We start from the raw sequence: 26,813 nt of genomic DNA, 5'->3' as shown, positions 1-26,813 counted from the left end.
TTACCTCGTTTTAAGACAGTTTCTGCAAAAAGAAAAGTGTATTTTATAGATTGCAATTTCTTTGGCGTTTTTCCTGAAGTGGCCTCAGGAGCTGTCGTGTAGAGGGTTAACCTTTTAAACCCAGGAGAAATGGCCTATAATAGAAGATGTGAATAAGAATGTTGAGGTGCGAAATGATTGATATTCATTATGAAATTGGAAATCTGGTAGATTATGCTGTCAGAAAAAAGCTCATCGAGGAAGATGATCGTATTTATGCAACCAATGGGGTACTTGAAGTGCTGAAGGAAAATACCTATGTGCAAAGCAGGAAGAAGCCATCACAGGAACCGGTAGAGGAAATTCTGGAAAGAATTCGGAGGTGGGCAGTCGAAAATAATAAAGTTGAAAATGATGCCAATGAGTTTCTGGATTTACTGGACACAAGAATCATGGGGGTTTTTATCGCAAGACCTTCAATGTTCATTAAAGAGTTCTGGAAGCATTATCAGGAATCACCAGCGAAGGCTACTGAATTCTATTATGAGTTTTCGAAAAACGCCAACTATATTCGTCAGCAGAGAGTGGCAAAAGATGTGAAGTGGACCCATGATACACCCTATGGCTCTCTGGATATGACCATAAATCTATCTAAGCCGGAAAAAGACCCCAGAGCGATTGCGCTTGCCAGCAGAGGAGTTGTAGAGGGGCAGGACAAGTATCCGAAATGCCTGCTATGCAAGGAAAATGAAGGTTATGCAGGGAGAGTTGATCATCCAGCGAGGCAGAATCTGCGCATCATACCGCTGTCTCTGAATAATGAAGAATGGTATATGCAATATTCTCCATATGTTTATTTTAATGAGCATTGCATAGTCTTCAAGGGCAGCCATGACCCGATGAAGATAACAAAAGACACCATACAGAGACTTCTGGATTTTGTAGCTCTTTTTCCGCATTACATGCTGGGATCCAATGCGGATCTCCCGAGAGTAGGGGGATCGATTCTTACGCATGATCATTTTCAGGGAGGCGACTACACTTTTGCCATGGCCAAGGCAAAAGAATATGATGAAATCATCATCCAGGAAGCCGGCGTAGAAATGGTCAAGCTTTATTGGCCCATGAGTGTTCTCCGACTGAAATCAGACAGTATCGAAAAGCTTGTTGAAGCATCAGATCGGATGATCAGACAGTGGAAGAATTACACAGATATGAAAGTAAATGTTCGATCCCATACAGGAGAGGAAGAGCATAACACAATCACGCCTATTGTCAGATTCAGAAACGGTCGGTATGAGGTGGATCTGATACTGCGAAACAACCGAAAAGATGAACAGCATCCCTATGGTATTTTCCATTCCCATGAAAAATATCATCATATCAAGCGCGAAAATATCGGTCTCATTGAGTGTCTTGGGCTTGCGGTTCTTCCCTCAAGACTGAGAAATGAAATGCATGCGCTGAAAGATAAGCTGGTAGAGCGTGATATGGATGGCATCTATTCGGATGAAACGCTGAAGAAGCATGGTGATTTTGCCAGAAGGATTATCGAGGAGAATCAGTCCATAGATCAAGCCAATGCGTTGGATATTCTGTATAGTGAGATCGGAAAAGTCTTCCTGAATGTTCTTGAAAATTGTGGTGTTTTCAAAAAAGATGAAGAGGGAGAGCAGGCTTTTCAAAGATGTTTCGAGGTGATGTATGAAAGTATCAAAGCGTAGTCTGAATCTTGGTGAACATGAAGTTCATGAGATTACTTTGGAGAATGGAAATGGAATCAGTGTGAGTTTCCTGACCTATGGAGGAATCATCACGCGCGTGATGGTCCCTGATAAAGAAGGATGTTTGGATAATATTGTTCTCGCCTATGAGGATTACAGGGATTATCTGAATAATCCGGGATATCTGGGATCGATTATTGGAAGGACTGCGGGGCGAATCAGAGACGCACAGTTCACCCTAGACGGAAAGGAATATGTTTTAGCCAAGAACTACGGGGAGAGTTCAGGCCATGGGGGCAATCGCGGATTTGATAAGCATGTTTTCAGCTGTGAGGTCCTGAAATCAGAAAACAGAATAGATGCCCAGCTCTTCAGAATATCACCTCATCTGGAAGAAGGATATCCTGAAGAACTACAGGTAACAGTGAAATACTCTCTGAGTGAAGAGAATGTTTTCACGATTGAGTACCATGGAACCTCTTCTGAGAATACTCTTTTCAACATGACGAATCACAGTTATTTCAATCTTTCAGGTTCGTTCAGAGAGAGCATCAAATATCATGAACTTTTCATAGATGCGGATCACTTTGCTGAAATTGATGAAACCAAAGCGCCTACGGGTGTTCTGACCAGTGTTCAGGATACACCCTTTGATTTTCGCTTCATGAGAGAAATCGGGGAAGAAATGAGTACTGAAAACGAGCAGCTGAAAATTGCCAACGGATACGATCATGCTTTTCTGCTTAAGAAGAATCCAGGAACAAAGGTCAGGCTTGCCCATCGACATACAGGAAGGGTGATGGAAATCGAGACAGACAATCAGGCGGTGGTGGTGTATACACAGAACTACGCCCAAGGACAGATCATTCAGGATGGTTCAGTTCTGGAACCATGCAGATCCATTGCTTTGGAGGTTCAGAAGCTTCCCATCGGGGTAAATGAGGTCTTCAAGGAGTTTTCTGTGCTTCCTGCGAAGAGCCCTCAAGTGACAACCACAACGTTCAGATTTCTTGTGGAACAGCAGTAAATGTTGCTAACTGGTGATATTTAACATTTTTCTCGAGACAGATGAGGAGAATGGTTCTATAATTAGGGAGAAAAGAGTATTATATATAATAGGAAGAGATTCGCATAGATGAGAACGAATTGTTAAATTAATTGCAATAAATGATGAATAGGTTCACATTGTGAAAATAAAAGTAGAATATCTTTATTTTTACAATGTAATGGATGAGAAAAGTCATTTGTGATTTTTTGCGTAAATTGACTTCATTCTTAAAATATGTCACATTATATAGGTTAGTGTATTGGAACAAATGTGTTTTCAATGCATCTCTTTACGTTAAAAAATAGACTAATGGGGAGGAGGAGCATTATGAAGAAACTGATCAAGGAAATTGTTGAAGCGGATGAGAACGCAAGAGAAAGACTTCAGGAAGTCAAAGAAGAACGTGCGCAGGCGGCAGCGAAAGTTATGGAACTGCGACCGGAAATCGAAGCGCGTTTCAAGAAAGAGGCTGAAGACAGGGTTCATCAACATAGAATCAAACTGGATAATGAATATGAGAAGAAATCGCTTCAGTATTCAGTCCAGTACGAGAAATCTCTGGAACAACTCATTGATCGCTTCAATAAAAATAAGGAAACATGGGTGGAGTCGATTTATGACAGATGCCTTGATTCTTAACGGTTGAAGAGAAGGGAGTTAAACTGATGAGCAATATTAACAGTCCTGCTCTGGCAGCAAAGGCGAAAGCCATGTATGGGCAAAGACTGAAAAAAGAAGATTATGAGGAACTTCTCCGAAAAGGTTCTGTTGGTGAAATAGCAGGTTACCTGAAGAATGAAACAGAATACGGGTCAACCATGCGAGACATTTATGAGAATAGGATTCATAGAGGTCAGCTGGAAGGACTTATTCGTCAGAATATGTATGAAAAGATCGAGAAGCTTCTGAGATTTTCCATGCTGACGAAAAACAGATTTTATAGAATGAACATCGTGAAAAGAGAGATTGAAATCATTCTTCTTGCACTGCGTTCCATCATGCCAGACAAGATGGAAGATGATGAAACTTACGATGTGATGGTTCGAGATATCCCCATATCACTTTCGGATTATTTTTCTTTCGACGTGAATGAAATCTCTGAAATCATGACTTACGAAGATATACTGGATATATTAGGCAAGACACCCTATCAGAGAATCATACGACCCTATCAGGTGGAGAAAGGTGAAAAGATTGATTTTACTTCGATAGAAAGAGATCTTTACAGTTATTACTATAAATATGTCTTTGAGGTCATTGATGAGAACTTTTCAGGCAAGAAAAGAAAAGAGCTTACTGAAATCTACAGAACACAGATTGAACTGCTCAATATCATCAAGATTTATCGCTTCAAGAAATTCTTCAAGGTGACAAACGACCAGATCAGAAAATCCATGGTTAGGCTGAAATCCAGAATGAGCGATGCGTTCATCAATGAACTCATCGAGGAGCCTACAGCAGAGAGAGTTCTCCAGAGACTGGAGGAATCCAAGTACAACCTGTATGTGGATGATCTGGACTATACCTACATCGAGTATTATGCAAATGAAATCAGATATAATCTCGCAAAGCGGTATATGCATTTTTCCATTGAATCTCCTATCGTTTTCACTGTTTATTCGATTCTACTGGAGATTGAAATTACCAATATCATAAACATTGTTGAAGCAATTCGATATGACACTCCTAGAAGTGAAATCGAAAAACTGCTTATTTATTAAGAAAGGGGGGACCTGAATGGCCATCGCAAAAATGAAATTAATTAATATTGTGGCAGATAATGAATATCTGGATGAAGTACTGGCACGATTCATAGAGCTGGATGATTTTCATCCTGAACCGGCAAGTAAGCTTGCAGGTACAGTACATGGACTGACCACACTTTATTATGAGAATCCTTATCTGAAGATGCTGAATCGAATTAAGGAAATTGAAGCAGATATGGGGCTGAAAATTGATAAAAGGGAAGTCGATGTTCAGCAGTGTGATTTGGAGAGAATCAGCAGATTCATAGAAAGAACACATGATAAATTCGATCAGATCGACTCAAATATGAAAGAAATCAAACTTCTGATTCAGGAAGACGAGGATGCACTGAGGCAGGTGAAGAATATCGAATCCCTCGATATTTCGCTGGATGATCTGTTCTCCTGTCGTTATCTGAACAGCCGTGTGGGACGTCTTCCACTGGATAGCGAGGAAAAGCTGAGATTCTACAACAACAGACCATTTATATGGAATTCCTTCAGCAGAGACAACAACTACAGCTGGGGAATCTATATCACCAGTCAGGAATATGAAAGAGAAGTGGATAATGTGTTTTCCTCACTGTATTTTGAGAGAATCCATATTCCGGACTTTGTTCATGGTACTCCTGAAGAGGCCGAAGAAAACCTTGAACAGGAGATTGCAAGCCTGAAGAAGGACCTGAAGAAACTGGAAGAAAGCAAGAAGGAACTCCTCGAAAGAACAAGAGATCGGTATTCGATTTTCACATCTGTTCTGGAGCATGTGAGCAAGATATTCGAAGCAAGAAAGTATGTCATCGGACTTGGAGGAAGATTCTCCATCACGGGTTTCATGGCAAAGGATGATATTTCTGGACTGGAGAAGAAATTCGAAGATCTGGAAGCTGTGGAGATCGAAGTAAGACCTGCCAGCAATGACAAGAGACTGACTCCTCCGACGAAGCTCAAGAACGGCTGGTTCTCTGAACCATTCGGTATGTTCGTGGAGATGTATGGGGTTGCTAACTATAAGGATATCGATCCCACACCTTTTGTTGCACTGACCTACACACTGCTGTTTGGCATCATGTTCGGAGATGTGGGACAAGGACTGGTGCTCGCACTGCTGGGATGGTTCATGTATAAGTTCAAGGGAATGAAGCTTGGTGCAGTAGGCATAAGAATCGGTATCTCATCGGCTATCTTCGGACTGTTTTATGGCTCTGTGTTCGGAAACGAGCATCTTCTGGATCCGTTCTTCATTAATGTGCTGGGACTTTCAGGAAAGCCGATTCATACCATGGACCCAGGCTTCACCATGACGCTGCTGTTATCAGCCATCGCCATCGGTGCTGTGCTGATTATTGTGACGATTGGCATGAATATCTATACCAATTACAAGAGAAACCATATCGTGGAAATGCTTTTATCACATAATGGTATTGCAGGAATAGTTCTGTATACTTTTGCCATTGGTGGTGCAGGGCTCATGCTGAGCGGCATCGCAAATCTTTTCAACCCAGTTACAATCGCTCTATTCATTGTGTTGCCACTTCTCCTCATGTTCCTGAAGGAACCTCTGGAAAGAAGAGTCCATGGAGAGAAGATGTTCCCGAATGGCTTTGGAGGGTTCTTCACGGAAGCGTTCTTCGAACTCTTTGAGATCATTCTTTCCTACATCACCAATACCATGTCCTATATGAGAGTAGCAGGATTCGTCCTTTCTCATGCAGGTATGATGCTGGTGGTATCCAGTCTGATGGAAATGACCGGAAATGCAGGGCCAATAGTCTTCGTCTTCGGTAATCTCTTTGTTATGGCCCTTGAAGGACTGATTGTGGGCATTCAGGTGCTAAGACTTGAGTTCTATGAAATGTTCTCCAGATATTATACTGGAGATGGTATCCCATTCAAATCATTAAAAGAAACTTTATAGTGGAGGATTAAATTATGTTAAATATTATTGAATTACTTATCCCAATGGTGCTCATCGTTCTGATTTCATTACCACTCATCAAGGTCTTCAGAGGCAAGATCAGTGGACAGTCTGCCAAGACCAGATTAATCAGCCATATTGTCATGTTCTTTGTTGTGATTGTCGGTTCTGTGATCTTCTCCGCTGGTGATTTATCAGTACTTGCTGCAGAAGAAACAGCAACCGCTGCTAACGGAATCATGGGTACCAATGCACAGGGCCTTGGATTCATCAGTGCTGCCCTGGCTACAGGAATGTCAGCATTAGGTGCTGGTATCGCCGTTGCTGCTGCAGCTCCTGCTGCGATCGGTGCATTCTCAGAGAATGAAAAGAACTTCGGTAAGTCCCTGATCTTCGTTGCGCTGGGTGAAGGTGTTGCGATCTATGGACTGCTGATTTCCATCCTGATCATCAATAAGCTATAAAACTGACAAGGAGGTTTCCATGAAGTTTTTCCTGATAAGCGATAACATCGATACCCAAATGGGAATGCGTTTGGCTGGAATCGAAGGAGTTGTTGTCCATGAGCGACACGAAGTTCTGATGGAACTTGAGAAAGCGATGCATAATGAAGAAATTGCCATCGTGCTTATTACAACAAAACTCATTGAAACCTGTCCAGAGGTTATTTCCGAATTGAAATTAAGACAGCTCAAACCGCTGATTGTTGAAGTTCCAGATCGTCACGGGAAACACAAAATCGGTGAAACCATAGACAGATATGTGAGTGAAGCCATCGGCGTGAAATTATGAGGTGATAAGAATGCAGTATAATACGATTGAAGAGCTGGAAGAGTATTTTAAAGGCGAAATTGAGAGAGTTTCTCAAAATGAGATAAAGAAAATCCAGAAGGAAATTGAAAATATCAAGAACAAAAATATCAAGGAACTGGAAGAGACTGCCAGAAGCAATGCGGAAATCATTGTGAGTCAGGAAGTCAAATCCATGGACAGCGAACACGCAATCTCCCTGAGCAGAATGGCTGATGACAATCAGAGAAAGCTGATGAAGAAGAGGCAGGATCTGATCAACAACCTTTTTGTGGAAATCAGAGAGAAGCTTATAGGATATACAAAGACAAGTGACTATAAGGAAAAGATGAAAGAGAAGATCAGTCTGCTGAGCAGTCAGTATCATTCTGATGGGCTATTAAGACTAGCGGAAAAGGATATGAGTCTCGCAGATGAACTTCTTGAAAGCTTTGGTGGGCAAATTACGGTGAAGTCGGATGAAAGCATCGAAATTGGCGGGTTTATACTCGAATTTCATCAAGATAGAATCATTATCAATGAAACCTATGATGCAAGGCTGAAAGAAGAAAGAGAAATGTTTTATGCCAATCCTGAACTGATAATTGGTTAAGTTCACAGGGCATTGTATGAAATGCGAAGAGGTGATAATTTGAGTGATAATAAAATATATTCCATCAATGGTCCCGTTATTACGGTGAAGGATACCAAGGATTTCGAAATGCTTGAAATGGTTTATGTAGGACACAATGAGCTATTGGGAGAGGTCATCTCCATCAGCAAGGAGTATACTACAATTCAGGTATATGAGAGTACAACCAGTCTGAAACCCGGGGAACCGGTATTCACTACTGGTACACCAATCTCAGTAACACTGGGACCTGGTATCATGAAGAACATCTTTGATGGAATCGAGAGACCCTTAAAAGATATTGCGATGAAATCTGGAGCGTTCATTGAACCAGGAAGCAATGTGGAAGCTCTGGACCATAAGAAAATGTGGGACGTCACACTTAAAGTGAAAGTGGGGGATCAGCTGCTGCCTGGTCAGATTTATGGTGTGGTTCCAGAGACGAGACTGATTGAACATAGGCTGATGGTGCCGCCAACGGTTTCAGGAACTGTAATCGAGGTTGCTGAAGATGGGCAGTACACCATAAATGACTGTGTCGTTAAGATCAAAGATGAGAATGATGTAACTCATGAACTCACACTGATCCAGAAATGGCCGATCAAGACACCAAGACCTATTAAGAAGAGACTTCCGATCTCCATTCCTCTTATTACAGGACAGAGAGTCATCGACACTCTGTTTCCTATAGCTAAAGGGGGAACGGCTGCGATACCAGGAGGTTTCGGAACTGGCAAAACCATGACCCAGCATCAGCTGGCAAAGTGGTGTGATGCCGATATCATCGTTTATGTGGGATGCGGAGAGCGTGGTAATGAGATGACCCAGGTTCTTGAAGAGTTCTCAGAACTAATCGATCCAAAGTCCAACAGACCGCTTCTGGAAAGAACGGTTCTGATTGCAAACACATCCAATATGCCAGTGGCCGCGAGAGAAGCCAGTATCTATACAGGTGTAACTCTTGCTGAATACTATAGAGACATGGGTTATCACGTTGCCATGATGGCGGACTCCACATCAAGATGGGCGGAAGCATTACGTGAAATCAGTGGTAGACTTGAAGAAATGCCTGCGGAAGAAGGTTTCCCTGCATATCTTCCCAGCCGAATTGCGCAGTTCTATGAGAGAGCAGGATATGTTGAGAATCTGAACTTTACGGAAGGTTCTGTATCCATCATTGGGGCTGTTTCACCACAGGGAGCAGACTTTTCGGAGCCTGTAACACAGAATACCAAAAGATTTGTCCGATGTTTCTGGGCGCTGGATAAGCAGCTGGCTTATATCAGGCATTATTCCGCGATCAACTGGAACCAGTCCTACTCGGAATACATTGTGGATTTATCAAGATGGTACAACAAGAACATCAGTCCGAGATTCCTGGTAAACAGAAAGGAAATTACTACATTGCTGGCTGAGGAAAATAAGCTTATGGAAATCGTAAAGCTGATTGGTAGTGATGTCCTTCCGGACGATCAGAAGCTTGTCATTGAAATTGCTAAAGTTATCAGAGTCGGATTCCTGCAGCAGAATGCATTCCATAAAGATGACACATATGTGCCGCTGGAAAAGCAGATGAAGATGATGGACGTGATCTTGTATCTGAACAAGAAATCCAGAGAGTATCTGGTTTCAGGAAAATCACTGAACATGCTGCTCGGAACCGGTATATTCGAAAAGATAACCAGAATGAAATATGACGTGCCCAATGACGATATTGGAAAGCTTGATGATTATTTCCGTCTGATTGAGAATGCAATAGCCAAGGTATATTAAACTGAAAGGAGGAAATCAATTGAGCCTTCAATATTTAGGACTAAGTGAAATAAACGGTCCATTGGTCATTCTCGACAATGTTGAGAATGTGGGATTTGAGGAAATGGTAGAAATCTCGATGGATGACGGCACGAACAAAATGGGACGTGTGGTCCAGATCGAGGGAAAGAGGGTAGTCGTACAGGTTTTTGAAGGTACGAACAGACTCTCACTGAAAAACACAAAGACGAAATTTATAGGCAAACCTATGGAAATACCGCTTTCCAAGGAAGTGCTTGGAAGGATCTTCAACGGCTCCGGAAAACCCATAGATGGGCTTGGTAAAGTATTTGCCGATAAAACAGCGGATATCAATGGACTGCCGCTGAATCCGGTATCCAGAGTTTATCCAAGAAACTACATCAATACCGGTATTTCGAGTATAGATGCGCTGACAACTCTAATCAGAGGTCAGAAGCTTCCAATATTCTCCGGTTCAGGAATGCCTCATAATGAGCTTGCTGTACAGATTGTCAAACAGGCGAAGATTTCTGAAGGAGATGGAAAGAACTTTGCAGTTGTATTTGCTGCAATGGGTGTAAAGAATGACGTGGCAGATTACTTCAAGAGATCTCTTGAAGAAGCTGGCGTAATGGAAAATGTTGTGATGTTCATCAATCTGTCAGATGATCCCATCATCGAGCGTACCATCGCTCCAAGATGTGCATTGACAGTGGCTGAATATCTTGCATACGAGCATGATATGCATATACTTGTAATTCTTACAGACATGACATCTTATTGTGAAGCTTTAAGAGAATTTTCAAGCAGTAAAGGTGAAATTCCAGGAAGAAAGGGATATCCAGGATATTTATATTCTGATTTATCATCCTTATACGAAAGAGCCGGTATCATCGAGGGTGCAAAGGGTTCAGTAACCCAGATTCCAATCCTGACGATGCCAAATGACGATATTACGCATCCGATTCCGGACCTTACCGGGTATATCACAGAAGGGCAGATCGTGCTTGACAGAGAGCTTCATCAGATGGGGGTGTACCCTCCTGTAGGAATTCTACCATCACTTTCAAGACTTATGAAGGATGGAATCGGTGATGGATATACCAGAATCGACCATTCATCGGTGGCAAACCAGCTTTTCGCCTGTTATGCAAAAGTGCAGGATGCAAGAAGTCTTGCCTCTGTAATCGGTGAAGAGGAGTTAAGTGATGTAGACAAACAGTATATCGAGTTCGGTAAACTGTTCGAAGCTGAATTTCTTGCACAGGGAATGGAAAGCAATCGAGATGTCATAGAAACACTTGAACTGGGATGGGATCTGCTGTCCATTCTTCCTAAACCGGAGCTAGACAGAATCGACTCGGAAATCCTTGAAAAATATCACAATCGTGAACGAGCGTTCAAACGATTTGATCTGACTGAAAGGACGATTATCAAAGAGCTCGCAACGGATGGTGAGTAATTATGGCAAATAAGCAAGTTTTTCCTACCAAAGGAAATCTGATGGCGATCAAGAAGTCCAATGCGCTGGCGAAAGTCGGGTTTGACCTGATGGACAGAAAAAGAAACATACTCATAAGAGAAATCATGTCCAATCTGGATGACATCAAAAAACTGAGAGATGAGATATCAGTCGTATTCGGGAAAGCCTATCAGGCATTGCAGGAAGCGAACACGACACTGGGTATCATTTCAGATCTGACCAATATGGTTCCCATCGACGATGGAATTTCCATGAGCTATCGCAGTGTCATGGGTGTGGAAATACCGAAAGTCATCTATGAGAACAAGCCGTTGAAACTGACCTATGGCATGGAACGAGCCAATACAAAATTCGACTATGCTTATCGTATGTTTCACGAGGTGAAGCATCTTACGGTTGTTCTGGCAGAAGTGGAGAACAGCGTGTACAGACTGGCCAACGCCATCAGAAAGTCACAGAAACGAGCCAATGCGCTCCAGAATATTGTGATACCTGAGTTTGAAGAGAATATCAAATTTATTACAGAAGCTCTGGAGGAAAAGGAACGTGAAGAGTTCACCAGGCAGAAGGTAATAAAGATGAAGAAAGACAAGAAAACCAGATCATAAGGGCAGGGCCTGCAGCAGTGATGCTGCAGGCCTTGTTATTACGTTGCAGACCGAATAGAGAGGTTCTTGCAAGACCACTCAGAATCCTTGATGTATAAAATCATGGGAGATATCTATTCACAATGAATCAGGTGCATACTGTTAATATTCAGTTAATTCTGATATTTAGACTATTACCAAAATACCGTTTGGTATAAAATGTGAATATAAATGTGAAACTTATTAAGAAACCTTAATTTATCTCTTAAATTAGTGTAAAATGGCTTTATGAGTCAGGAGGTAAGTATGAAGAAGAAGATTGCAGCAGGTATTGTAGTATCCCTATTAATAACCACATCCGTTAACGTTTTTGCTACAGATACAACAAAATATAAGAACCAGATCAATGAGAACAACAGTAAACTCAATGAGCTTACAGAAGAGAAAAAGGAGATTCAGGATAGGAAAAGCGAGATCAACAGCGAACTGAAAAAAGTCATTGAGGAGATCAATGCGCTTTCCAATGAAGTGAGTCTTCTGAACAACAACATCTCAAACAAAGAAGCTGGTATCGCCCAGAAGGTTCTCGATATCCAGGCAATGGAAAGCAGAATCATCGAACTGGAGGAAGATATCAAGGTTCAGAATGAGGAAATCAGAGGACAGGAAGAAGAGCTTGCGATACAGGAGGGAATTCTCTCTGATCGTGTAAGAGCAGCATATAAGTTCAATTCATTCGGCAGCATCATATTCACTTTATTAGAATCTACTAGTATTGTGGATTTTACGGAAAGACTGATGTTCATTGAAAAAATGGCAGCGAAAGACCGTGAGGTCATGGATATCATAGATGGTATTATTCTTGATCTGGAAGAAAGAAGAACAGAACTGGAAGTAAGTAAGCAGGAATCTGAAGCTGTCAAGGTGAAACTCGACACTGAAAAAACCGAACTGGAAAATGAAAAGGCAGCATTGGAAAATGAAAAGGCAGCTGTGACAAACAAGCTCTCCGAGCAGAAGACTCTGGAAGATCAAAAGCGAAGCCTTATCGCAAATATGACCCAGGAAGAACAGGAACTTGCCAGCAGCATCGGGGACATCATGGACGAGAATGCAGCTCTGGAAGCGGAAATTCAGAAAGTGATCAGAGAAGCTGAAGAGAGAGCAAGAAGAGAAGAAGAAGCCAAGAAAAAGGAAGAAGCGAACAATTCCAGTTCAGGAAGCGTCGTATCTTCAAGCGGATATGTTCGCCCAACATCAGGTAGAATCAGTTCACCATACGGATACAGAATCCACCCAATCTATGGTGTGAGAAGAATGCATACTGGTGTGGACTACGCGGCTCCAAGCGGAACGCCGGTTGTTTCGATTAAGAGTGGAACAGTCATATTGAGAAAATACAATTCCAGTTACGGAAACTACATCATCGTGGACCATGGCGGCGGAGTATCCTCTCTATATGCTCATCTGAGTGGCTTTGCTATCAGTTATGGCCAGAGTGTGAAGCAGGGACAGACGATAGGTTATGTAGGCTCTACAGGGGCAAGCACAGGACCTCATCTGCATTTTGAAATCAGAATCAACGGTCAGCATACAAATCCCGCCAATTATGTAAGATAGAATGGAAGAGAGTGAAAGCTCTCTTTTTTCGTGCTAAAAAATCATAATTCTATTCACTTCTTACCAGAAAATTTCTTTCGTCAATGTTCAGAGATTTGTTTAGAATAATTCTCATAGGATTCAGAAATCATGACAGAGCCATCAAATCCTGGATTAATCATGAAAATCAGAAAGCACTTTGTTTAGCTGTAATCAATTCTGAAATGGCAAAAAATAATACAAATATATGAAAAAAACTGTTTCAGGGATTCTGATTGACAGTACAACAACAATGCTAAGATTTAATGCAAAAATAAATATATTTATAGTAATAATTTATGAAATCATTATATACATATACATTCTTTCTCTATGTCGACAGGTTCCTCTTGAGAAATTACGTAATACCCTGTAATTTAAGGACATATAGCTAGAAGGGAGTTGATTTCCATATATTGTAATGAGGAACTTATAGAGAAAATCAGGAAAGGGGATAAGATTGCCGAAGAAGAAATCATTGAAAACAACAAGGCACTGATTTACAAGATCATCAAGGATTATTATTATGCTTCGTCCAATCCTACGGATATGGAAGACGTTTTCCAGGCTGGGTGTCTGGGTCTGATCAAGGCTGTGAAAAATTTCAAGCCTGAAATGGGGAATAAGTTCATCACCTATGCATACTATCTGATCAGAGGTGAAGTGCAGAGGATGTATGAACACCATGCAAGAAGAGAAGTGACGATTTCGTCCATCCAGCTCAGAAATCGTGATGGCTATGTCATGGAATCCCAGGAAGAAATTGTGGAATACATAAGAAGTGACAGAGGAGAAGCGGAAGATGCCTGGAATCATCTCAAGGATACCCACAACAAAATACTGATCGAGAATCTCCTGGACCAGGTTACACCTCTTCAGAAGGAAATACTGGTCTACAGATACTATAAGGATCTTTCTCAGCAGGAAATAGGCGTTCTCATCAATAAATCACAGGTGTTCGTGTCGAGAGAGGAGAAGAGAGCGCGCAAGAAACTGCTGACGCTTATGGAGAAAAGCGAGTGCATGTACTAGTTCTGGCTGTAGGACTTTTCATCATCAGCCTGTATCTCCTATCTGTTCAGGCGTTCTGGGTCAATGGGTGCATAGTTCTTGTCCTTGCTGCAGGTGCGGTGAGATTCAGAAAAGAAATGCTTGCAGTGACCGTGCTGATGCCTCTACTTGCAGCAACTGCCCTTTCTCTATACTATAGACCGCAGATTCCCGAAGAAGTCAGAGTCGTCAAGACGTATAGCGGGTCAATAGTGGTACAGGAAGGATTCAGAAAGTACCTCATTAAAGGGGATCTCTTCGACTGCTATGAAGGGGACCTGGTTCGGGGAACCTTTCAAGTGGAGTTTCTCTCTCCAGGTGGAAGTGGATATGTGGGAAACCTTGTGGTTAGAGAACCACAGATCACTGCTGATTTCAGATCCAGGCTGATCTCCTTTAAGAAGAAAGTTGCGGATGAACTTGTACATCGATACGGATATGACAACGGCTCGCTGATGTCCTCACTGGTACTGGGGATCAAAGATGACATCAGCGAGAGACGGGAAGGTGACATGAAAAGCATGGGCATCATGCATATCCTGTCTATTTCGGGTTTTCATTTCGCTTTGCTGGAGATTCTGCTGAAGAAGATGAGGCTAGGCAGGAAAAATATCTTCTTCATGGGGCTTTATGCATACTTCATCAGCGGCATTCCAGGCTACAGGACCCTTCTGACCATTACATACAGAAGTTTGGGCTATTGCTTCAGAAGAGATCCGGATCCTGTCACAGGTTTATTCATTGCTATGTTCATCCAGACTTTTCTCAGTCCCTATATCATCTTCAAAATCGGATTTCTTCTTACGTATCTATCTACCCTGGGTATTCTTCTTTTTCATCAGAAAATAGTAAGCGCTATGCATCATCTGCCATCATCGGTCTCCCTATCCCTGTCGCTTACCCTGTCGGCACTTTCCTTATCCTTTCCGATCATCGTTTCTCTGTCTCCTGAATTCTCATTAGGCGTGTTCATCGGGAATATGATTCTTGTGCCTCTTTATGCAGTTTTTACATATCTCTCTTTTCTGGGGGTGTTACTGCTTCCTTTTCAGGGACTTGCATTTCTCCTCCTCCCGTTTGTAGACGTATTTTCGGATTTCTCCTTTCATCTTGGGAATTTTCTGAGTCAGTATATGCTGGCTCTGAATCTGGAAATGCTGGCTCATAGTTATGTGTATTTTGTCTTTCTTGTTGGAACAGCTTTCAGAAAAGGGGCCGTGAAAAGAGGGCTGCTTCTCGTGACTTTGATCTTGGTCCTGGGGCTCCCCTGGGGCACAACACTTGGGATCTATAATAATTTCGGAGCTCCTTTTATAAGGATTACGCAAAACTTCAAGAATTATGATATCATGGATTATAGGATTGCAGAGAGCGGCTATATCGTTCTTCGGAAAGAAGAGGAGCTGAGACTTGCCTCCATGAATCTCAAGATCAGACCATCGGAGAATGATCAGGAGATTCCTCATATTTTTGTGAATGAAAAGGAGCTTGCGCTGCCGAGAAGAATGGATTATTCTGGTGGAGTGAAAATCCTGCATAAATATGTATTCTGGAATGAAAGGGTTATGAAGGTAAAATAGTGGATTACTTGGAGTTAAAGGAAATAGTTAAAAAGGGACAGAAGAGAGCCTATTTTTTGTTTGCTCAGGATGAGCAGCTGATTTTTCAGGTCAGAGATGAACTGAGAAAGAGAGTGGTCGAGGAAGACTCGTTAAGTCATATCAAGCTGGATGGGAATCGCTGCACATATGAAGATATTCAGAATGCGATATCTACCTATTCTATGTTCAATGAGGATATTCTGGTGGAAATCTCCAACTGCCATTTCATGGATGGAGGCCAGAGTTCACCTATGAGAGAGCTTATTGAAGAATATCTGAAGGATCCGAGAGAGGATCTGTATTTCATCGGTTACTACAGGTATGAAAATGAGTTGAGCAAGAAGAACTTCTATCTGGACAGACTGAAGAAAAAAGTAAGCCCCCATACAATCATTGAAGGGATCGATTCGCTGAAGCCCAGGGGAATGGTGGGGCTGATTGAATCGCTTTTCGAAGAAAGAGGCGTCACTGTCAGCAAGAACATCGCGCCCTTTATCAGTGAGGTGTTCAGAGGGAATTCACTTCAACTGGAGAAAGAGATTGAAAAGCTCCTCGCCTATACTGCCGGAAGAGAAATCAGAAAAGAGGATATTCTGGCCATCATGGAAATTTCAGATGAGCGGCATGTGATGAATCTGCTTGATATGATCTTTACGGAAAGGGGTCTGGGAAGAAACATCAAGGACATTCTGAATCTCGTCAATGATCTCATCTATCGTGGAGAGAAAGCGGAAATGGTCATCGGACTGATCGGGTCCAGGCTAAGACTGCTCTTTAAGATTAAAATTCTTAAAGAGCAGAATGCTGCGACCCAGGATATCATGAAGCAGCTTAAGACAGGCAGTGCATGGTATGCCGACAGAATGACTAAAATTGCGACGGCAATATCTATCAGCGAATATCATAAACTTTTCAAAGTGCTGCTGGACCATGAGCTAATACTCAAGACAACTTCAGTGGATACCATGTCACTATTGGAGATGCTGATTTTATCAATGGTGAATGCAAGAGATACAAAATAGCGAAAAATATAGTCGTTTTACCGCTTCTATTCTGAGCGGTAAAGCGACTTTTGCCCCATAATGTTTTATCAGACATTTAAAGTGTGTGATGGTGGAATGGGATCAGGATTTTCAACAAAAACTCTATATAAAAGGTAAAAACCCGAGCAGTAAATCTCTTTACTCTCGGGTGATGATTATGCTAATTTGTTTAACTTAAGTGTAAGTCTGGACTTCTTTCTAGAAGCAACGTTCTTATGAATTATTCCCTTAGATGCAGCCATATCTATGGACTTAATTGCAGAACCCAGAAGTACCTTAGCTTCATCCACGTTACCTGCTTCAATCGCAGTTTCATACTTCTTGATAGAAGTCTTAAGTGCAGATTTCACCATTTTGTTTCTAAGTGTCTTGGTCTGTGTTACCTTGATTCTCTTCTTTGCTGATTTAATATTTGCCACTTTTTCACCCCCTCCAATAATATTTCGATAATGTCATTTTTCAACACTACCTAAAGGGTTAACTCTAGCAATTTGGGGAAATATGCTTGCGAGTCTTTAACATTGGTATTATATCATCATAAACATTTAGTTTCAAGCATTTAAAATGGAAATCGGAAAAGAAATAATCCAGTTCCAAGTCTCCTTATGGTATAATATATTTTGGGAAAAAGTTATGAGGTGAAAGTAATGCAGAGCGAAAGACAAAAGAAAATTAGAAACTTTTCCATCGTTGCACACATCGACCATGGAAAGTCGACCTTAGCGGATAGGCTAATAGAATATACGGGTACGCTTACCCATAGAGAGATGGATAAGCAGGTACTTGATAATATGGAGCTGGAACAGGAAAGAGGTATTACCATCAAATCCAAAGCCGTGAGACTGGTCTACAAGAGAGAAGACGGTGACTATATCCTCAATCTCATTGATACTCCAGGCCACGTGGATTTCAATTATGAGGTTTCCAGAAGCCTTCAGGCATGCGAAGGCGCGATTCTTGTGGTCGATTCCACTCAAGGAGTTCAGGCACAGACATTGGCGAACTGTTATCTGGCACTGGATAATGATCTGGAGATCCTGCCTGTAATCAATAAAATCGATCTGGCTTCCGCGCGTGTTGAGGAAGTAGTTAAAGAAATAGAAGATGTCATAGGCATTGAAGCGGAAAACTGTCCGAAGATCTCCGCGAAGACAGGCCTGAACATAGTGGATGTTCTGGAAGGAATCGTAGAGCACATCCCTGCTCCGGAAGGCGATGAAGATGGAACATTAAGGGCACTGATTTTCGATTCCACCTATGATTCCTACAAAGGAGTAGTGTCTTTCGTAAGAATCAAGGAAGGAACCATCAGACCCGGTACGAAAGTGAAATTCATGGCCACTGGAAAAGAGTACGAGGTGACAGAAGTCGGTGTATTCGTTCCGGAATACCTGCCGGTGGAAGAGCTGAAAGCGGGGGATGTGGGTTACATCACCGGAAGCATCAAAAATGTAAGAGATGCGCGAGTGGGGGATACCGTAACCACAGCGAAAAATCCGGCAACAGAAGCCCTTCCAGGCTACAAGAAAGCCGTTCCCATGGTGTTTTCGGGAATCTATCCTGTGGATGGTGCAGATTATGAAGAGCTGAAGGAAGCCCTTGAAAAACTGCAGATCAACGATGCGGCACTGGATTTCGAATATGAATCATCCATTGCTTTGGGATTCGGATTCCGATGCGGTTTTTTAGGTCTGCTTCATATGGAAATCATACAGGAGCGTATTGAAAGGGAGTTCAATATTCCCATCATCACTACAGCCCCATCTGTCATCTATAATGTATACAGAACAGATGGCTCATCTGTTCAGATCACGAATCCGACCAATATGCCATCTCCTACAGAAATAGACCGCATGGAAGAACCGGTGGTCAAGGCATCCATCATCACCCCATCAGACTATGTTGGCGCTGTCATGGAGCTGTGTCAGTCCAGAAGAGGCGTATATGTAAGTATGGAGTATGTGGAGCAGACAAGAGCGGTTGTGACGTATAAGATTCCGCTCAATGAGATCATCTATGACTTCTTTGATACCCTGAAATCAAGAACCAGAGGCTATGCCTCTCTTGATTATGAGCTTGCAGGTTATCAGGTCACAAAGCTTGTGAAACTCGATATCCTGCTGAATGGTGAAGTTGTGGATGCCCTATCCATGATTGTGCCAGAAGAAAGAGCATACGTGAAGGGTCGCAACATCGCTGAAAAGCTGAAGGAAGTCATTCCAAGACATATGTTTGAAATTCCGATTCAGGCAGCCGTAGGCTCCAAGGTCATTGCCAGAGAAACGGTCAAGGCCATGCGTAAGGACGTTCTTGCCAAATGTTATGGTGGAGATATCAGTAGAAAGAAGAAGCTGCTTGAAAAGCAGAAGGAAGGTAAGAAGCGAATGAGGCAGGTAGGATCCGTTGAAGTTCCTCAGGAAGCATTCATGAGCGTGCTGAAGGTTGAGTAGGTGATGAGGTTGAATACATACGGTCTGTATATTCATATTCCGTTCTGTGAGCAGAAATGCTATTACTGCGATTTCGCTTCCTACTCCGGAAAGGGAGCGTATGTAGAAAAGTATCTGAATGCGCTGTCTAAGGAAATAGCAGCCAAGACCCAGGGGAAGATCTTCGACACCGTATTCATAGGAGGTGGAACACCTTCTTATCTTTCTGCCGAAGAGCTCAGGATTCTTGGAGAGTGTCTCAGCCACCTGCAGCTGACTGATGCGTATGAATTTTCCATGGAATGCAATCCTGGAAACCTGACGAAAGAGAAGGCATACGTCATCAAGGAAATGGGTGTCAACAGACTGTCCATCGGATTACAGTCATCCAATGATCACATCCTTATGGACATCGGACGGATTCATACGTTCAATGAGTTCAAGGAGAATTATCTCATGCTTCGAGAACTGGGCTTTGACAACATCAATGTCGATCTGATCTATGGACTGCCCAATGAAAGCAAGGAGATCCTGCGAAAAACGCTTCTGGATGTGCTCAGGCTGAAACCAGACCATATTTCCTGTTACTCTCTGATCATTGAAGAGTTTACTCCGTTCTATTTCAGGCAGAAAAACAACGCGCTACATCTTCCGGATGAAGAAACCGAAAGAGAAATGAATCAGATGGTCATTGGAACCCTGAAAGAACATGGCTACGAGCGATATGAGATTTCAAATTACGCCCTTCCAGGCAAAGAGTGCAGACATAACATCAGGTACTGGGAGGGGAGAGATTATGTGGGCTGCGGCACATCGGCCCACGAGTACGTGCATGGAGAACGCCAGGAGAATGTGCGTACCATCGAGGGATACATCAGGATGATGAATACCGATGGCTCAGCCGCCGTCAGGGAGCATCAGAACACCTTTCAGGAAGATGTGGAAGAATATGTATTCATGGGCATGCGCATGATGAAGGGCCTTGATAAAGGAGATTTTAAGAAGCGATTCGACACCAGTATGGAAGATCTCTACAAGGAGAGCATCGACAAGCATGTTCGTGATGGGCTGCTGCTGGATTCGGAAGAGACTCTTCGTTTTACAGAAAAGGGAATCGAATTTTCCAATCATGTACTGAGTGATTTTCTTCTGAGCACATGATGTGTAAACAATGAAAATAAAACATCCCGCAGAGCTGCGGGATGTTTTCCTATTTCTGCTCTCTTGTGAAAACCAGTGTATTCCCTTCGGAGAGTGTTTCGTTAAATGCGTAGCCGCTGTAGTTGAACCCTTTCAGCTCTTCCACTTTCTCCACATTGTTCACAGCCATATACCGTGCCATTTCTCCTCGCGCGATTTTCGCATAGTATGCGATGATGGGATACTTGTCCTTCTTCTTTTCTCTGAATTCAATATCATATACAGTCAGATTGATTTCCCTGGGAAGAAAAACCTTTGAATATTCATTGGATGCCAGATTGATGAGGATATTGTCTTCCGCCTCTTTTTCGAGATACTTGCGGACCTTATCTCCCCAGAAAGCATAGAGATCCTTTCCCCTTTCATTTTCATGTTTCGTACCCATTTCCAGTCGGTAGGGTTTGATTTCGTCAAGAGGTTTCAAAGCTCCATAGAGACCGGAAAGAATGCGAAGATGACTGTTCAGATAGTCAATTTCATTTTCCTTCAGCGTGTCAATGTCGATCCCTCTAAATACATCTCCTCTGAAAAGATAGGCAGCTGGATATTTTTCTGCTTTTTCAAAGCCCTGAAACCGATCATAATTTAATGTGGCCAGATCGGTGCTGATATCCATAAGCTCCTCCAGTCCTGCCACATCGTACTTTTTCATATCTTTGGCCAGTACATTTGTATCTCGGATAAACCTGGGTCTTGTTGTTTCAATGTCTACTTTCTCTTCCTTCATGGTCTTAGAAGGAGATACCACTGCAATCATAAATTACCTCCAAAATGCATATTTCTATAAATAAATTGTATCACATCCGATAGGGATTGGTAGTGGGAGAGGGTTAAATCGGATGTTCAAATGGCTCAGAATAGGCTATAATTCAAGTATACGTATATAAAAGAGGGGGATTATGGATGGATCAGCATGTACTTACGATTTATGAAGATAAGGTCGAACGTCTGATAAAGAATCTGGAAAGCAACAACATGAAAGGAACCTATCTGAAAAGCAGGGAGGAGCTGACGGCTTATCTGAACGCACAGATTGAGGATGGCAGTCTGGTTTCCGTAGGCGGTTCCCAGACCTTGTTTGAACTGGATCTGATCACTTATCTGAGAAACCGGGAAATCAGGTTTCTTGACCGCTACAAGGGTGAACTGACAGGAGAGGAGAAAAAAGAACTATATAGAAAAAGCTTTTTTGCGGACTTCTATTTTTCGTCATCCAATGCCATTACGGTGGATGGTCATCTCTATAACGTGGACCATACCGGTAATCGCGTTGCAGCGCTTCTCTACGGCCCTGAAAAGGTGTTTGTGATTGTAGGCATCAATAAGATTGTGGACTCTGTAGAGGAGGCTATCGCCCGTGTAAGGGCTGTGGCTGCACCAGCGAACAATGTGAGATTAAACAGAAACACACCATGTGTGAAGTTCGGCAGCTGCGTGGACTGCAAGGTGGAAGATCGCATCTGCAATGAATATACGCTGATCAAGAGACAGGCTGAGAAGAATCGTATTGAAGTCATTATTCTGCCCTTTGAACTTGGATATTGAACCAGTGAACAAGAAAGAGCTTCCTGATTTTTTTCAGGAAGCTCTTTCTTGTTCAACACATGCATTTCCTTATTTACAGAAGGTAAGTGAGCATGAGGGTGGCAAATCCCAGGAAGAAGAAGAATCCCAGAACATCGGTCATGGTGGTGACAAAGACTGCAGAAGCCAGAGCGGGATCGATGCCCATTTTCTTCAGCAGCAGAGGGATGAAGAATCCTGAAAGCGCAGCGATGACCATGTTGAGGAACATGGCTACCCCGATCACAAGACCAAAGACCGCATTTCCTTCCCAGAGGCCGCCTAATATGGCGACGATCAGGCCTAGGGCTGCTCCATGAAGGACGCCTACCAGAAACTCTTTTCGGAGAATCTCTTTCTTATTCTCATAATCGATCTCTCCCAGTGCAATACCTCTTATGATCAGTGTCAGGGTCTGTGTGCCCGCATTTCCACCCATTCCTGTGACAAGTGGCATGAAGACGGCCAAAGCGACCACTTTACTGATGGTGGCATCAAAAAGGCTCACCGTTGCTGAGGCAAGTATGGCTGTGACCAGATTGACAAGAAGCCAAGGCAGACGGCTTCTGATGGAGTCCAGTACGCTGCCGTCAATTTCTTCCTCTTCATCCAGACCGGCAAGTCGATACATATCTTCGGTATGCTCATCGGAGAGAACTTCCATTATGTCATCCACAGTAATGATTCCGAGCATGACCTGTTCCTCATCGACCACAGGCATGGCCATATATCCGTATTTCTGGAAAATATTGGATACGTCTTCCTGATCCATGGAGGCGGGAATGGTTGCGACATTCTCGAGCATGACGTCCTTAAGAAGGACATCAGGCAGGGAAGTGAGGATGGCTCTGATAGGAACGATTCCCTTCAGAACATCCTGATCGTCAAGAACATAGATATAGTAAGGAGTTTCCGCATTGGGCGCGATGTCTCTCAGAAATTTCAGTGTTTCATCGATGGTCATGGTTTCCTTGACGGAAACGAATTCCGTGGCCATGATTCCACCAGCGGTTTCCGGGCTGAAGGAAAGGAGCTCTTCGATTTCCTCTCTATGTTCCTCTTCCATTCCTTCAAGGATCCTGCTTTGTGTATCTTCATCAATGTTACCAAGCATGTCGGCAAGTTCATCGGAAGACATTTCTGAAATGATCTCCTGCTTCTGCTTGGAAGGAAAGAGGGACAGGAGGATGAATTTCTCATCCAGCTCAGCCTCATCTATAACCATGGCGATGTATTCATCGGGGAATTTCTCCAGAAGCGCCTTCTGGTCTTCTTCGTATTCCTGCAGAACTTCCAAGAGATCCACTGGATGGAGCTCTTCTGTCAGGTCGAGGATTTCATTCAGCGAAGCCTGAAGGATGGTTTCTCGTAGCTTTTCTTCTCTATTCATAAAGCACCTGCTTTCTGTTTATCGGTAGTTCCATTATACAGGAAAACTGCATCAGGACTGAAGATGTTTATGATCCAGACAGGAAAACCCTTCTTCAGCTTTGTTGCTGAAGAAGGGTTTCAGAGTATTTTCATTTAGTCGTCATTGCCGTTGTTGCCATTGCCGTTCCCGTTGTTGCCTGGAGGAGTCGGTATAGCAGGTTCTTCGGGCTCTTCTGGAATCGGTTCGATCACAGGAGGTTCATAGGTATGAACATCACACACGGTTCTAGGCTGTGTGCCAGTGACGAAGAGATCAGATGAAACAGTTCCATCGATGTAGCACTGCTCATTGGGGATTCCGCCGGATTCCATACAGAAGGAAGCGGTGGTGAGGCCCTGAGGTCTTGAGATGTCTCTTACTTCATGACCTTCATTGAGATAAGCCATGATCTTACCGAAGGCATACTGGGTCACATAGGAACTGGCACCTCGGTTTGAGTCTCCATTGAGAATCTGGAGCGGTCTGTCAGAACCGAACCAGATGGCGGCTGAGTAGTAAGGGGAAAGTCCGGCAAACCACAGGTCTGTCTGCTCGTTGTCATCATTTGTCGCGGTACCTGTCTTACCCGCAATGGGCATGGATGTGAGCTTTGTACCCGGCACATTATTTCTGACGATGTCCTTCATGACATCATAGAGCAGATAAGCGTTCTGCGCAGATAGAATCTGCTCTGATTTCGGAATGTTCTCCAGAATGATGTTTCCTTCACTGTCTGTGACTTTGGTGTAGAGGATGTTCTCTGTGAATATTCCGCTGTTTCCGAACATGCCGTAGGCACCGGCCATGATCAGAGGATTGCCGCCATCCTTGTCATATTCGTAGTTTCCGCCCATGGCATATCCTACAGCACCTACGTTGCTTCTGTCTGCAAAAATCAGCCCGTATTTTTCGCCGAAATTTCTTACAATATCGACTCTGTCATTGCCGAGAGCATAGTAGGTTCTTATGGAAACGGTGTTATAGGAATTGACGATGGACTTTCTCACAGATGTATAGCCGGTGTATCTGAAGTTTACATTGTTCGGCCATTCGCTTCTAGTGGATGGTGCGTCAAGCTCTCTGAACATATCCGCTTCTGTTCGTTTACTGATCTGTTTATCCAGTGCAGGGGTGCCTAGTGTGATGGCTCCTGTTTCCAGTGCAGGCCCATAGATTGTGATGGGCTTGGTGGTGGAACCGATGGGTCTCAAGGAGCTGAGTGGAAAGGTAGGAGAGTAATAGGATCTGTTTGCGGTGGCTGAAGTGCTGTCATCTCTGCCTCCGATGAGCACTTTGACCTGTCCTGTCCTGTAATCCGTTGCGGCAAAGGCCGCTTCCACTTCTTTTCTCTTTGCCTCGTATTCACCAGTCACACGATTTTTTTCTGCCAGAGGGTCAATATAGGTCGCTTTGATGTTATCATAATCAGCCAGCACGGACTGGGCATATTCCTGTGCATCCCGGTCCATGGTGGAATGGATCACGAGTCCGCCATAGGCGAAGAGGTCTGCAATCTCCTCATCCGTGTATCCTTTTTCTCTCTTCAGATCGTCCTCCACCTGATCCAATACAGGTCTTGTGAAGTATTCATAGTTGTACTTATCGGACACGATGCTGGTCTGGGAAAACTGGATGCCTGATTCATCAAGAGATCGGGTATACAGTTCATGTTCTGCTTCTGTTATTTTCTCATTCTTCAGCATGGCATTTAATACAAGCTTTGTACGATTCAGGTACTTGCTGGGGTTCGCCATGGAGCTTTGTGAAAATGCGTAGTAGTTGCTGGGACTCTGGGTTGTTCCAGCGATGTAAGCCGCTTCCACAACGTTCAGCTCATTGGCGGACTTGTTGAAATACTGCCTTGCGGCGGCTTCCACACCATTGGCTCTGCCGCCCAGGAAAACGCTGTTCAGATACGTTTCGAGGATCTGTTCTTTTGTCAGCATTTTTTCCGCATGCAGCGCCATGAAGATTTCCTTGATTTTACGTTCGTATTTCTGTTCTCTGGAAAGGAAGGTGTTTTTGATCATCTGCTGCGTCAAGGTGGACCCACCCTGCATGTCTCTGTTTCCGGTGACCTGACCGACGATATCACGGATGGTGACACCGATGGTTCGTCTGTAATCCACACCCTTATGTTTTTCGAATCTTTCATCTTCTATGGAAATGAAAGCATCGATGATATTCTGTCCCATATCTTCCAGGGCAAGGGGGAATCGGACTTCATCTGTATGAATCAGATCCATCTGGTTGCCTTCGTTATCGAGCACGATACTGGGCTCATTCAGAGAGAGGAAACGGCTGACGTTCACCTCAGGAGCTTCTTCTGCGATTTCTAATACGATTTTTGCCACATACAGACTACCGACCATGGTGGCGATAATCAATGCGATCAAAAAGAATTTCATGAATTTAGCAAAAACAGTGAAAGAATTTGTTGTTGCATTCTTTCTTGTGTTCGGTTTTTGGATCATCTTTTTACCTCCGTAAAAATTTTTACTCTATGTATTATAGCATAAAAGATGCCCTACCTAGTAGTAGCGCATCTTTATTAACTCTTAAGATTACATGATATTTTAATCTTGGATCAGCAGGAGATAGGGGCTATTTCCAGTTGAATACATAGGGAACATTTCTGTAATGATCTCCATAATTCAGGCCGTAGCCTACAACGAATACATCTTCGATCTCAAAGCAGCAGTAATCGGGCTTGATATCCACGGTGCGTCTGGATGGTTTATCCAGCAGCGTGCAGGTCTTGACGCTGCGCGCACCCTTTTCTTTGACATAATTCACAACAAAGTCCATGGTGATTCCAGTATCGACGATATCATCCACGATGAGCACATCGTATCCTTCAATGTTATCAGGAACATCATTCACAACCTGGCAGGAACCCTGGGTGGTTTCGCTGTGTCCGTATGACGAAGTTGTCATAAATCCGATTGTGGTATTCACATCAATGGCTCTCACAAGATCCGCAGTGAATATGAAACTGCCTCTTAGAAGGGATAGGACATAGAGCTTTTTGTCTTCGTAATCCTTTGAAATATGGGCACCGACTTCCTTGACCTTTTCTCTTATCTCCTCTTCTGTTATCAGTATTTTTCTTTCTTTATCTTCCATCCGTCACTTCACCGTTTCCTTTCAAAGTATACATATTAAACTAAATAATATATAATTGATGTGAATATGTCAAGA

Annotated in this window: 23 protein-coding genes; 18 read left to right on the top strand and 5 right to left on the bottom strand. The window is 43.0% G+C overall.

Features of this window, described 5'->3' with window-relative positions; genetic code table 11:
• Positions 1-173 precede the first annotated feature (173 nt).
• The 15 genes from J3A84_RS02040 to holA all read left to right on the top strand — a co-directional run bounded on the left by J3A84_RS02040 (position 174) and on the right by holA (position 16,988).
• Positions 174-1,703, top strand: coding sequence for a UDP-glucose--hexose-1-phosphate uridylyltransferase (locus J3A84_RS02040; protein ID WP_207598329.1), 1,530 nt, complete (start codon positions 174-176; stop codon positions 1,701-1,703).
• Positions 1,684-2,730 (top strand): aldose epimerase family protein, encoded by a 1,047-nt coding sequence (locus tag J3A84_RS02035; protein ID WP_207598328.1) that lies wholly within the window; start codon positions 1,684-1,686, stop codon positions 2,728-2,730. Before J3A84_RS02040 ends, J3A84_RS02035 begins: the two co-directional genes overlap by 20 nt.
• Positions 2,731-3,078: 348 nt before the next feature.
• On the top strand, positions 3,079-3,390 hold the full coding sequence (locus tag J3A84_RS02030) for a hypothetical protein (protein WP_207598327.1): 312 nt from the start codon (positions 3,079-3,081) through the stop codon (positions 3,388-3,390).
• A 26-nt stretch (positions 3,391-3,416) separates the two neighbouring features.
• On the top strand, positions 3,417-4,472 hold the full coding sequence (locus J3A84_RS02025; protein WP_207598326.1) for a V-type ATPase subunit: 1,056 nt from the start codon (positions 3,417-3,419) through the stop codon (positions 4,470-4,472).
• Between the two features lie 16 nt (positions 4,473-4,488).
• Positions 4,489-6,414, top strand: coding sequence for a V-type ATP synthase subunit I (locus tag J3A84_RS02020; protein WP_207598325.1), 1,926 nt, complete (start codon positions 4,489-4,491; stop codon positions 6,412-6,414).
• A 14-nt stretch (positions 6,415-6,428) separates the two neighbouring features.
• On the top strand, positions 6,429-6,878 hold the full coding sequence (locus J3A84_RS02015; RefSeq protein WP_207598324.1) for an ATP synthase subunit C: 450 nt from the start codon (positions 6,429-6,431) through the stop codon (positions 6,876-6,878).
• A gap of 19 nt (positions 6,879-6,897) precedes the next feature.
• On the top strand, positions 6,898-7,206 hold the full coding sequence (locus J3A84_RS02010) for a V-type ATP synthase subunit F (protein WP_207598323.1): 309 nt from the start codon (positions 6,898-6,900) through the stop codon (positions 7,204-7,206).
• Between the two features lie 10 nt (positions 7,207-7,216).
• Entirely contained in the window at positions 7,217-7,816 is a 600-nt protein-coding gene (locus J3A84_RS02005; protein ID WP_207598322.1) for a V-type ATP synthase subunit E, read from the top strand.
• 39 nt (positions 7,817-7,855) lie between these two features.
• Entirely contained in the window at positions 7,856-9,607 is a 1,752-nt protein-coding gene (locus J3A84_RS02000; protein ID WP_207598321.1) for a V-type ATP synthase subunit A, read from the top strand.
• 19 nt (positions 9,608-9,626) lie between these two features.
• On the top strand, positions 9,627-11,069 hold the full coding sequence (locus J3A84_RS01995; RefSeq protein WP_207598320.1) for a V-type ATP synthase subunit B: 1,443 nt from the start codon (positions 9,627-9,629) through the stop codon (positions 11,067-11,069).
• A 2-nt stretch (positions 11,070-11,071) separates the two neighbouring features.
• Positions 11,072-11,698, top strand: coding sequence for a V-type ATP synthase subunit D (locus J3A84_RS01990; RefSeq protein ID WP_207598319.1), 627 nt, complete (start codon positions 11,072-11,074; stop codon positions 11,696-11,698).
• A 285-nt stretch (positions 11,699-11,983) separates the two neighbouring features.
• A complete protein-coding gene (locus J3A84_RS01985) occupies positions 11,984-13,297 on the top strand; it encodes a M23 family metallopeptidase (protein ID WP_207598318.1) in 1,314 nt (437 codons plus the stop codon).
• A 420-nt stretch (positions 13,298-13,717) separates the two neighbouring features.
• Positions 13,718-14,347 (top strand): sigma-70 family RNA polymerase sigma factor, encoded by a 630-nt coding sequence (locus J3A84_RS01980; protein ID WP_207598317.1) that lies wholly within the window; start codon positions 13,718-13,720, stop codon positions 14,345-14,347.
• Complete coding sequence (locus tag J3A84_RS01975) at positions 14,335-15,945, top strand: ComEC/Rec2 family competence protein (RefSeq protein WP_207598316.1); 1,611 nt, start codon at positions 14,335-14,337, stop codon at positions 15,943-15,945. The genes J3A84_RS01980 and J3A84_RS01975 overlap by 13 nt, the downstream gene beginning before the upstream one ends.
• Positions 15,945-16,988 carry a DNA polymerase III subunit delta gene (gene holA, locus J3A84_RS01970; RefSeq protein WP_207598315.1) on the top strand — a complete coding sequence of 348 codons (1,044 nt, stop codon included), beginning with the start codon at positions 15,945-15,947 and terminating at the stop codon, positions 16,986-16,988. Before J3A84_RS01975 ends, holA begins: the two co-directional genes overlap by 1 nt.
• A 176-nt stretch (positions 16,989-17,164) precedes the next feature.
• Here holA and rpsT read toward each other — a convergent pair whose 3' ends face one another.
• Entirely contained in the window at positions 17,165-17,428 is a 264-nt protein-coding gene (gene rpsT / locus J3A84_RS01965; RefSeq protein WP_207598314.1) for a 30S ribosomal protein S20, read from the bottom strand.
• A gap of 228 nt (positions 17,429-17,656) precedes the next feature.
• On the opposite strand from rpsT, the gene lepA reads away from it, so the two are divergent.
• Positions 17,657-19,459, top strand: coding sequence for a translation elongation factor 4 (lepA, locus tag J3A84_RS01960; RefSeq protein ID WP_207598313.1), 1,803 nt, complete (start codon positions 17,657-17,659; stop codon positions 19,457-19,459).
• A 9-nt stretch (positions 19,460-19,468) separates the two neighbouring features.
• Complete coding sequence (gene hemW, locus J3A84_RS01955) at positions 19,469-20,599, top strand: radical SAM family heme chaperone HemW (RefSeq protein WP_207598312.1); 1,131 nt, start codon at positions 19,469-19,471, stop codon at positions 20,597-20,599.
• A 49-nt stretch (positions 20,600-20,648) separates the two neighbouring features.
• Here the strand turns inward: hemW and yaaA are convergent, their stop codons facing one another.
• Positions 20,649-21,395 (bottom strand): peroxide stress protein YaaA, encoded by a 747-nt coding sequence (yaaA, locus tag J3A84_RS01950; RefSeq protein ID WP_207598311.1) that lies wholly within the window; start codon positions 21,393-21,395, stop codon positions 20,649-20,651.
• Positions 21,396-21,541: 146 nt separating this feature from the next.
• Here yaaA and J3A84_RS01945 point away from each other — a divergent pair, with 146 nt between their 5' ends.
• Entirely contained in the window at positions 21,542-22,183 is a 642-nt protein-coding gene (locus J3A84_RS01945; RefSeq protein WP_207598310.1) for a lactate utilization protein, read from the top strand.
• A 73-nt stretch (positions 22,184-22,256) separates the two neighbouring features.
• On the opposite strand, the gene mgtE is transcribed toward J3A84_RS01945, so the two are convergent.
• The 3 genes from mgtE to hpt all read right to left on the bottom strand — a co-directional run bounded on the left by mgtE (position 22,257) and on the right by hpt (position 26,738).
• Positions 22,257-23,591 carry a magnesium transporter gene (mgtE, locus tag J3A84_RS01940; protein ID WP_207598309.1) on the bottom strand — a complete coding sequence of 445 codons (1,335 nt, stop codon included), beginning with the start codon at positions 23,589-23,591 and terminating at the stop codon, positions 22,257-22,259.
• A gap of 134 nt (positions 23,592-23,725) precedes the next feature.
• Positions 23,726-26,008 (bottom strand): transglycosylase domain-containing protein, encoded by a 2,283-nt coding sequence (locus tag J3A84_RS01935; RefSeq protein WP_207598308.1) that lies wholly within the window; start codon positions 26,006-26,008, stop codon positions 23,726-23,728.
• Positions 26,009-26,216: 208 nt separating this feature from the next.
• Positions 26,217-26,738: a hypoxanthine phosphoribosyltransferase gene (hpt, locus tag J3A84_RS01930; protein ID WP_207598307.1), complete on the bottom strand. Its 522-nt coding sequence runs from the start codon at positions 26,736-26,738 to the stop codon at positions 26,217-26,219.
• Positions 26,739-26,813: the final 75 nt, after the last annotated feature.

This window comes from Proteiniclasticum aestuarii (assembly GCF_017368455.1).
Classification (GTDB): Bacteria; Bacillota; Clostridia; order Clostridiales; family Clostridiaceae; genus Proteiniclasticum; species Proteiniclasticum aestuarii.
This window is presented reverse-complemented; position numbering and strand designations above follow the sequence as displayed.

Bases quoted from the DNA above. Each gene is read 5' to 3' on its own strand.
- J3A84_RS02040 (WP_207598329.1), top strand. From the start codon at position 174: ATGATTGATATTCATTATGAAATTGGAAATCTGGTAGATTATGCTGTC.
- J3A84_RS02035 (WP_207598328.1), top strand. From the start codon at position 1,684: ATGAAAGTATCAAAGCGTAGTCTGAATCTTGGTGAACATGAAGTTCAT.
- J3A84_RS02030 (WP_207598327.1), top strand. From the start codon at position 3,079: ATGAAGAAACTGATCAAGGAAATTGTTGAAGCGGATGAGAACGCAAGA.
- J3A84_RS02025 (WP_207598326.1), top strand. From the start codon at position 3,417: ATGAGCAATATTAACAGTCCTGCTCTGGCAGCAAAGGCGAAAGCCATG.
- J3A84_RS02020 (WP_207598325.1), top strand. From the start codon at position 4,489: ATGGCCATCGCAAAAATGAAATTAATTAATATTGTGGCAGATAATGAA.
- J3A84_RS02015 (WP_207598324.1), top strand. From the start codon at position 6,429: ATGTTAAATATTATTGAATTACTTATCCCAATGGTGCTCATCGTTCTG.
- J3A84_RS02010 (WP_207598323.1), top strand. From the start codon at position 6,898: ATGAAGTTTTTCCTGATAAGCGATAACATCGATACCCAAATGGGAATG.
- J3A84_RS02005 (WP_207598322.1), top strand. From the start codon at position 7,217: ATGCAGTATAATACGATTGAAGAGCTGGAAGAGTATTTTAAAGGCGAA.
- J3A84_RS01990 (WP_207598319.1), top strand. From the start codon at position 11,072: ATGGCAAATAAGCAAGTTTTTCCTACCAAAGGAAATCTGATGGCGATC.
- J3A84_RS01985 (WP_207598318.1), top strand. From the start codon at position 11,984: ATGAAGAAGAAGATTGCAGCAGGTATTGTAGTATCCCTATTAATAACC.
- lepA (WP_207598313.1), top strand. From the start codon at position 17,657: ATGCAGAGCGAAAGACAAAAGAAAATTAGAAACTTTTCCATCGTTGCA.
- yaaA (WP_207598311.1), bottom strand. From the start codon at position 21,395: ATGATTGCAGTGGTATCTCCTTCTAAGACCATGAAGGAAGAGAAAGTA.
- J3A84_RS01945 (WP_207598310.1), top strand. From the start codon at position 21,542: ATGGATCAGCATGTACTTACGATTTATGAAGATAAGGTCGAACGTCTG.
- mgtE (WP_207598309.1), bottom strand. From the start codon at position 23,591: ATGAATAGAGAAGAAAAGCTACGAGAAACCATCCTTCAGGCTTCGCTG.
- hpt (WP_207598307.1), bottom strand. From the start codon at position 26,738: ATGGAAGATAAAGAAAGAAAAATACTGATAACAGAAGAGGAGATAAGA.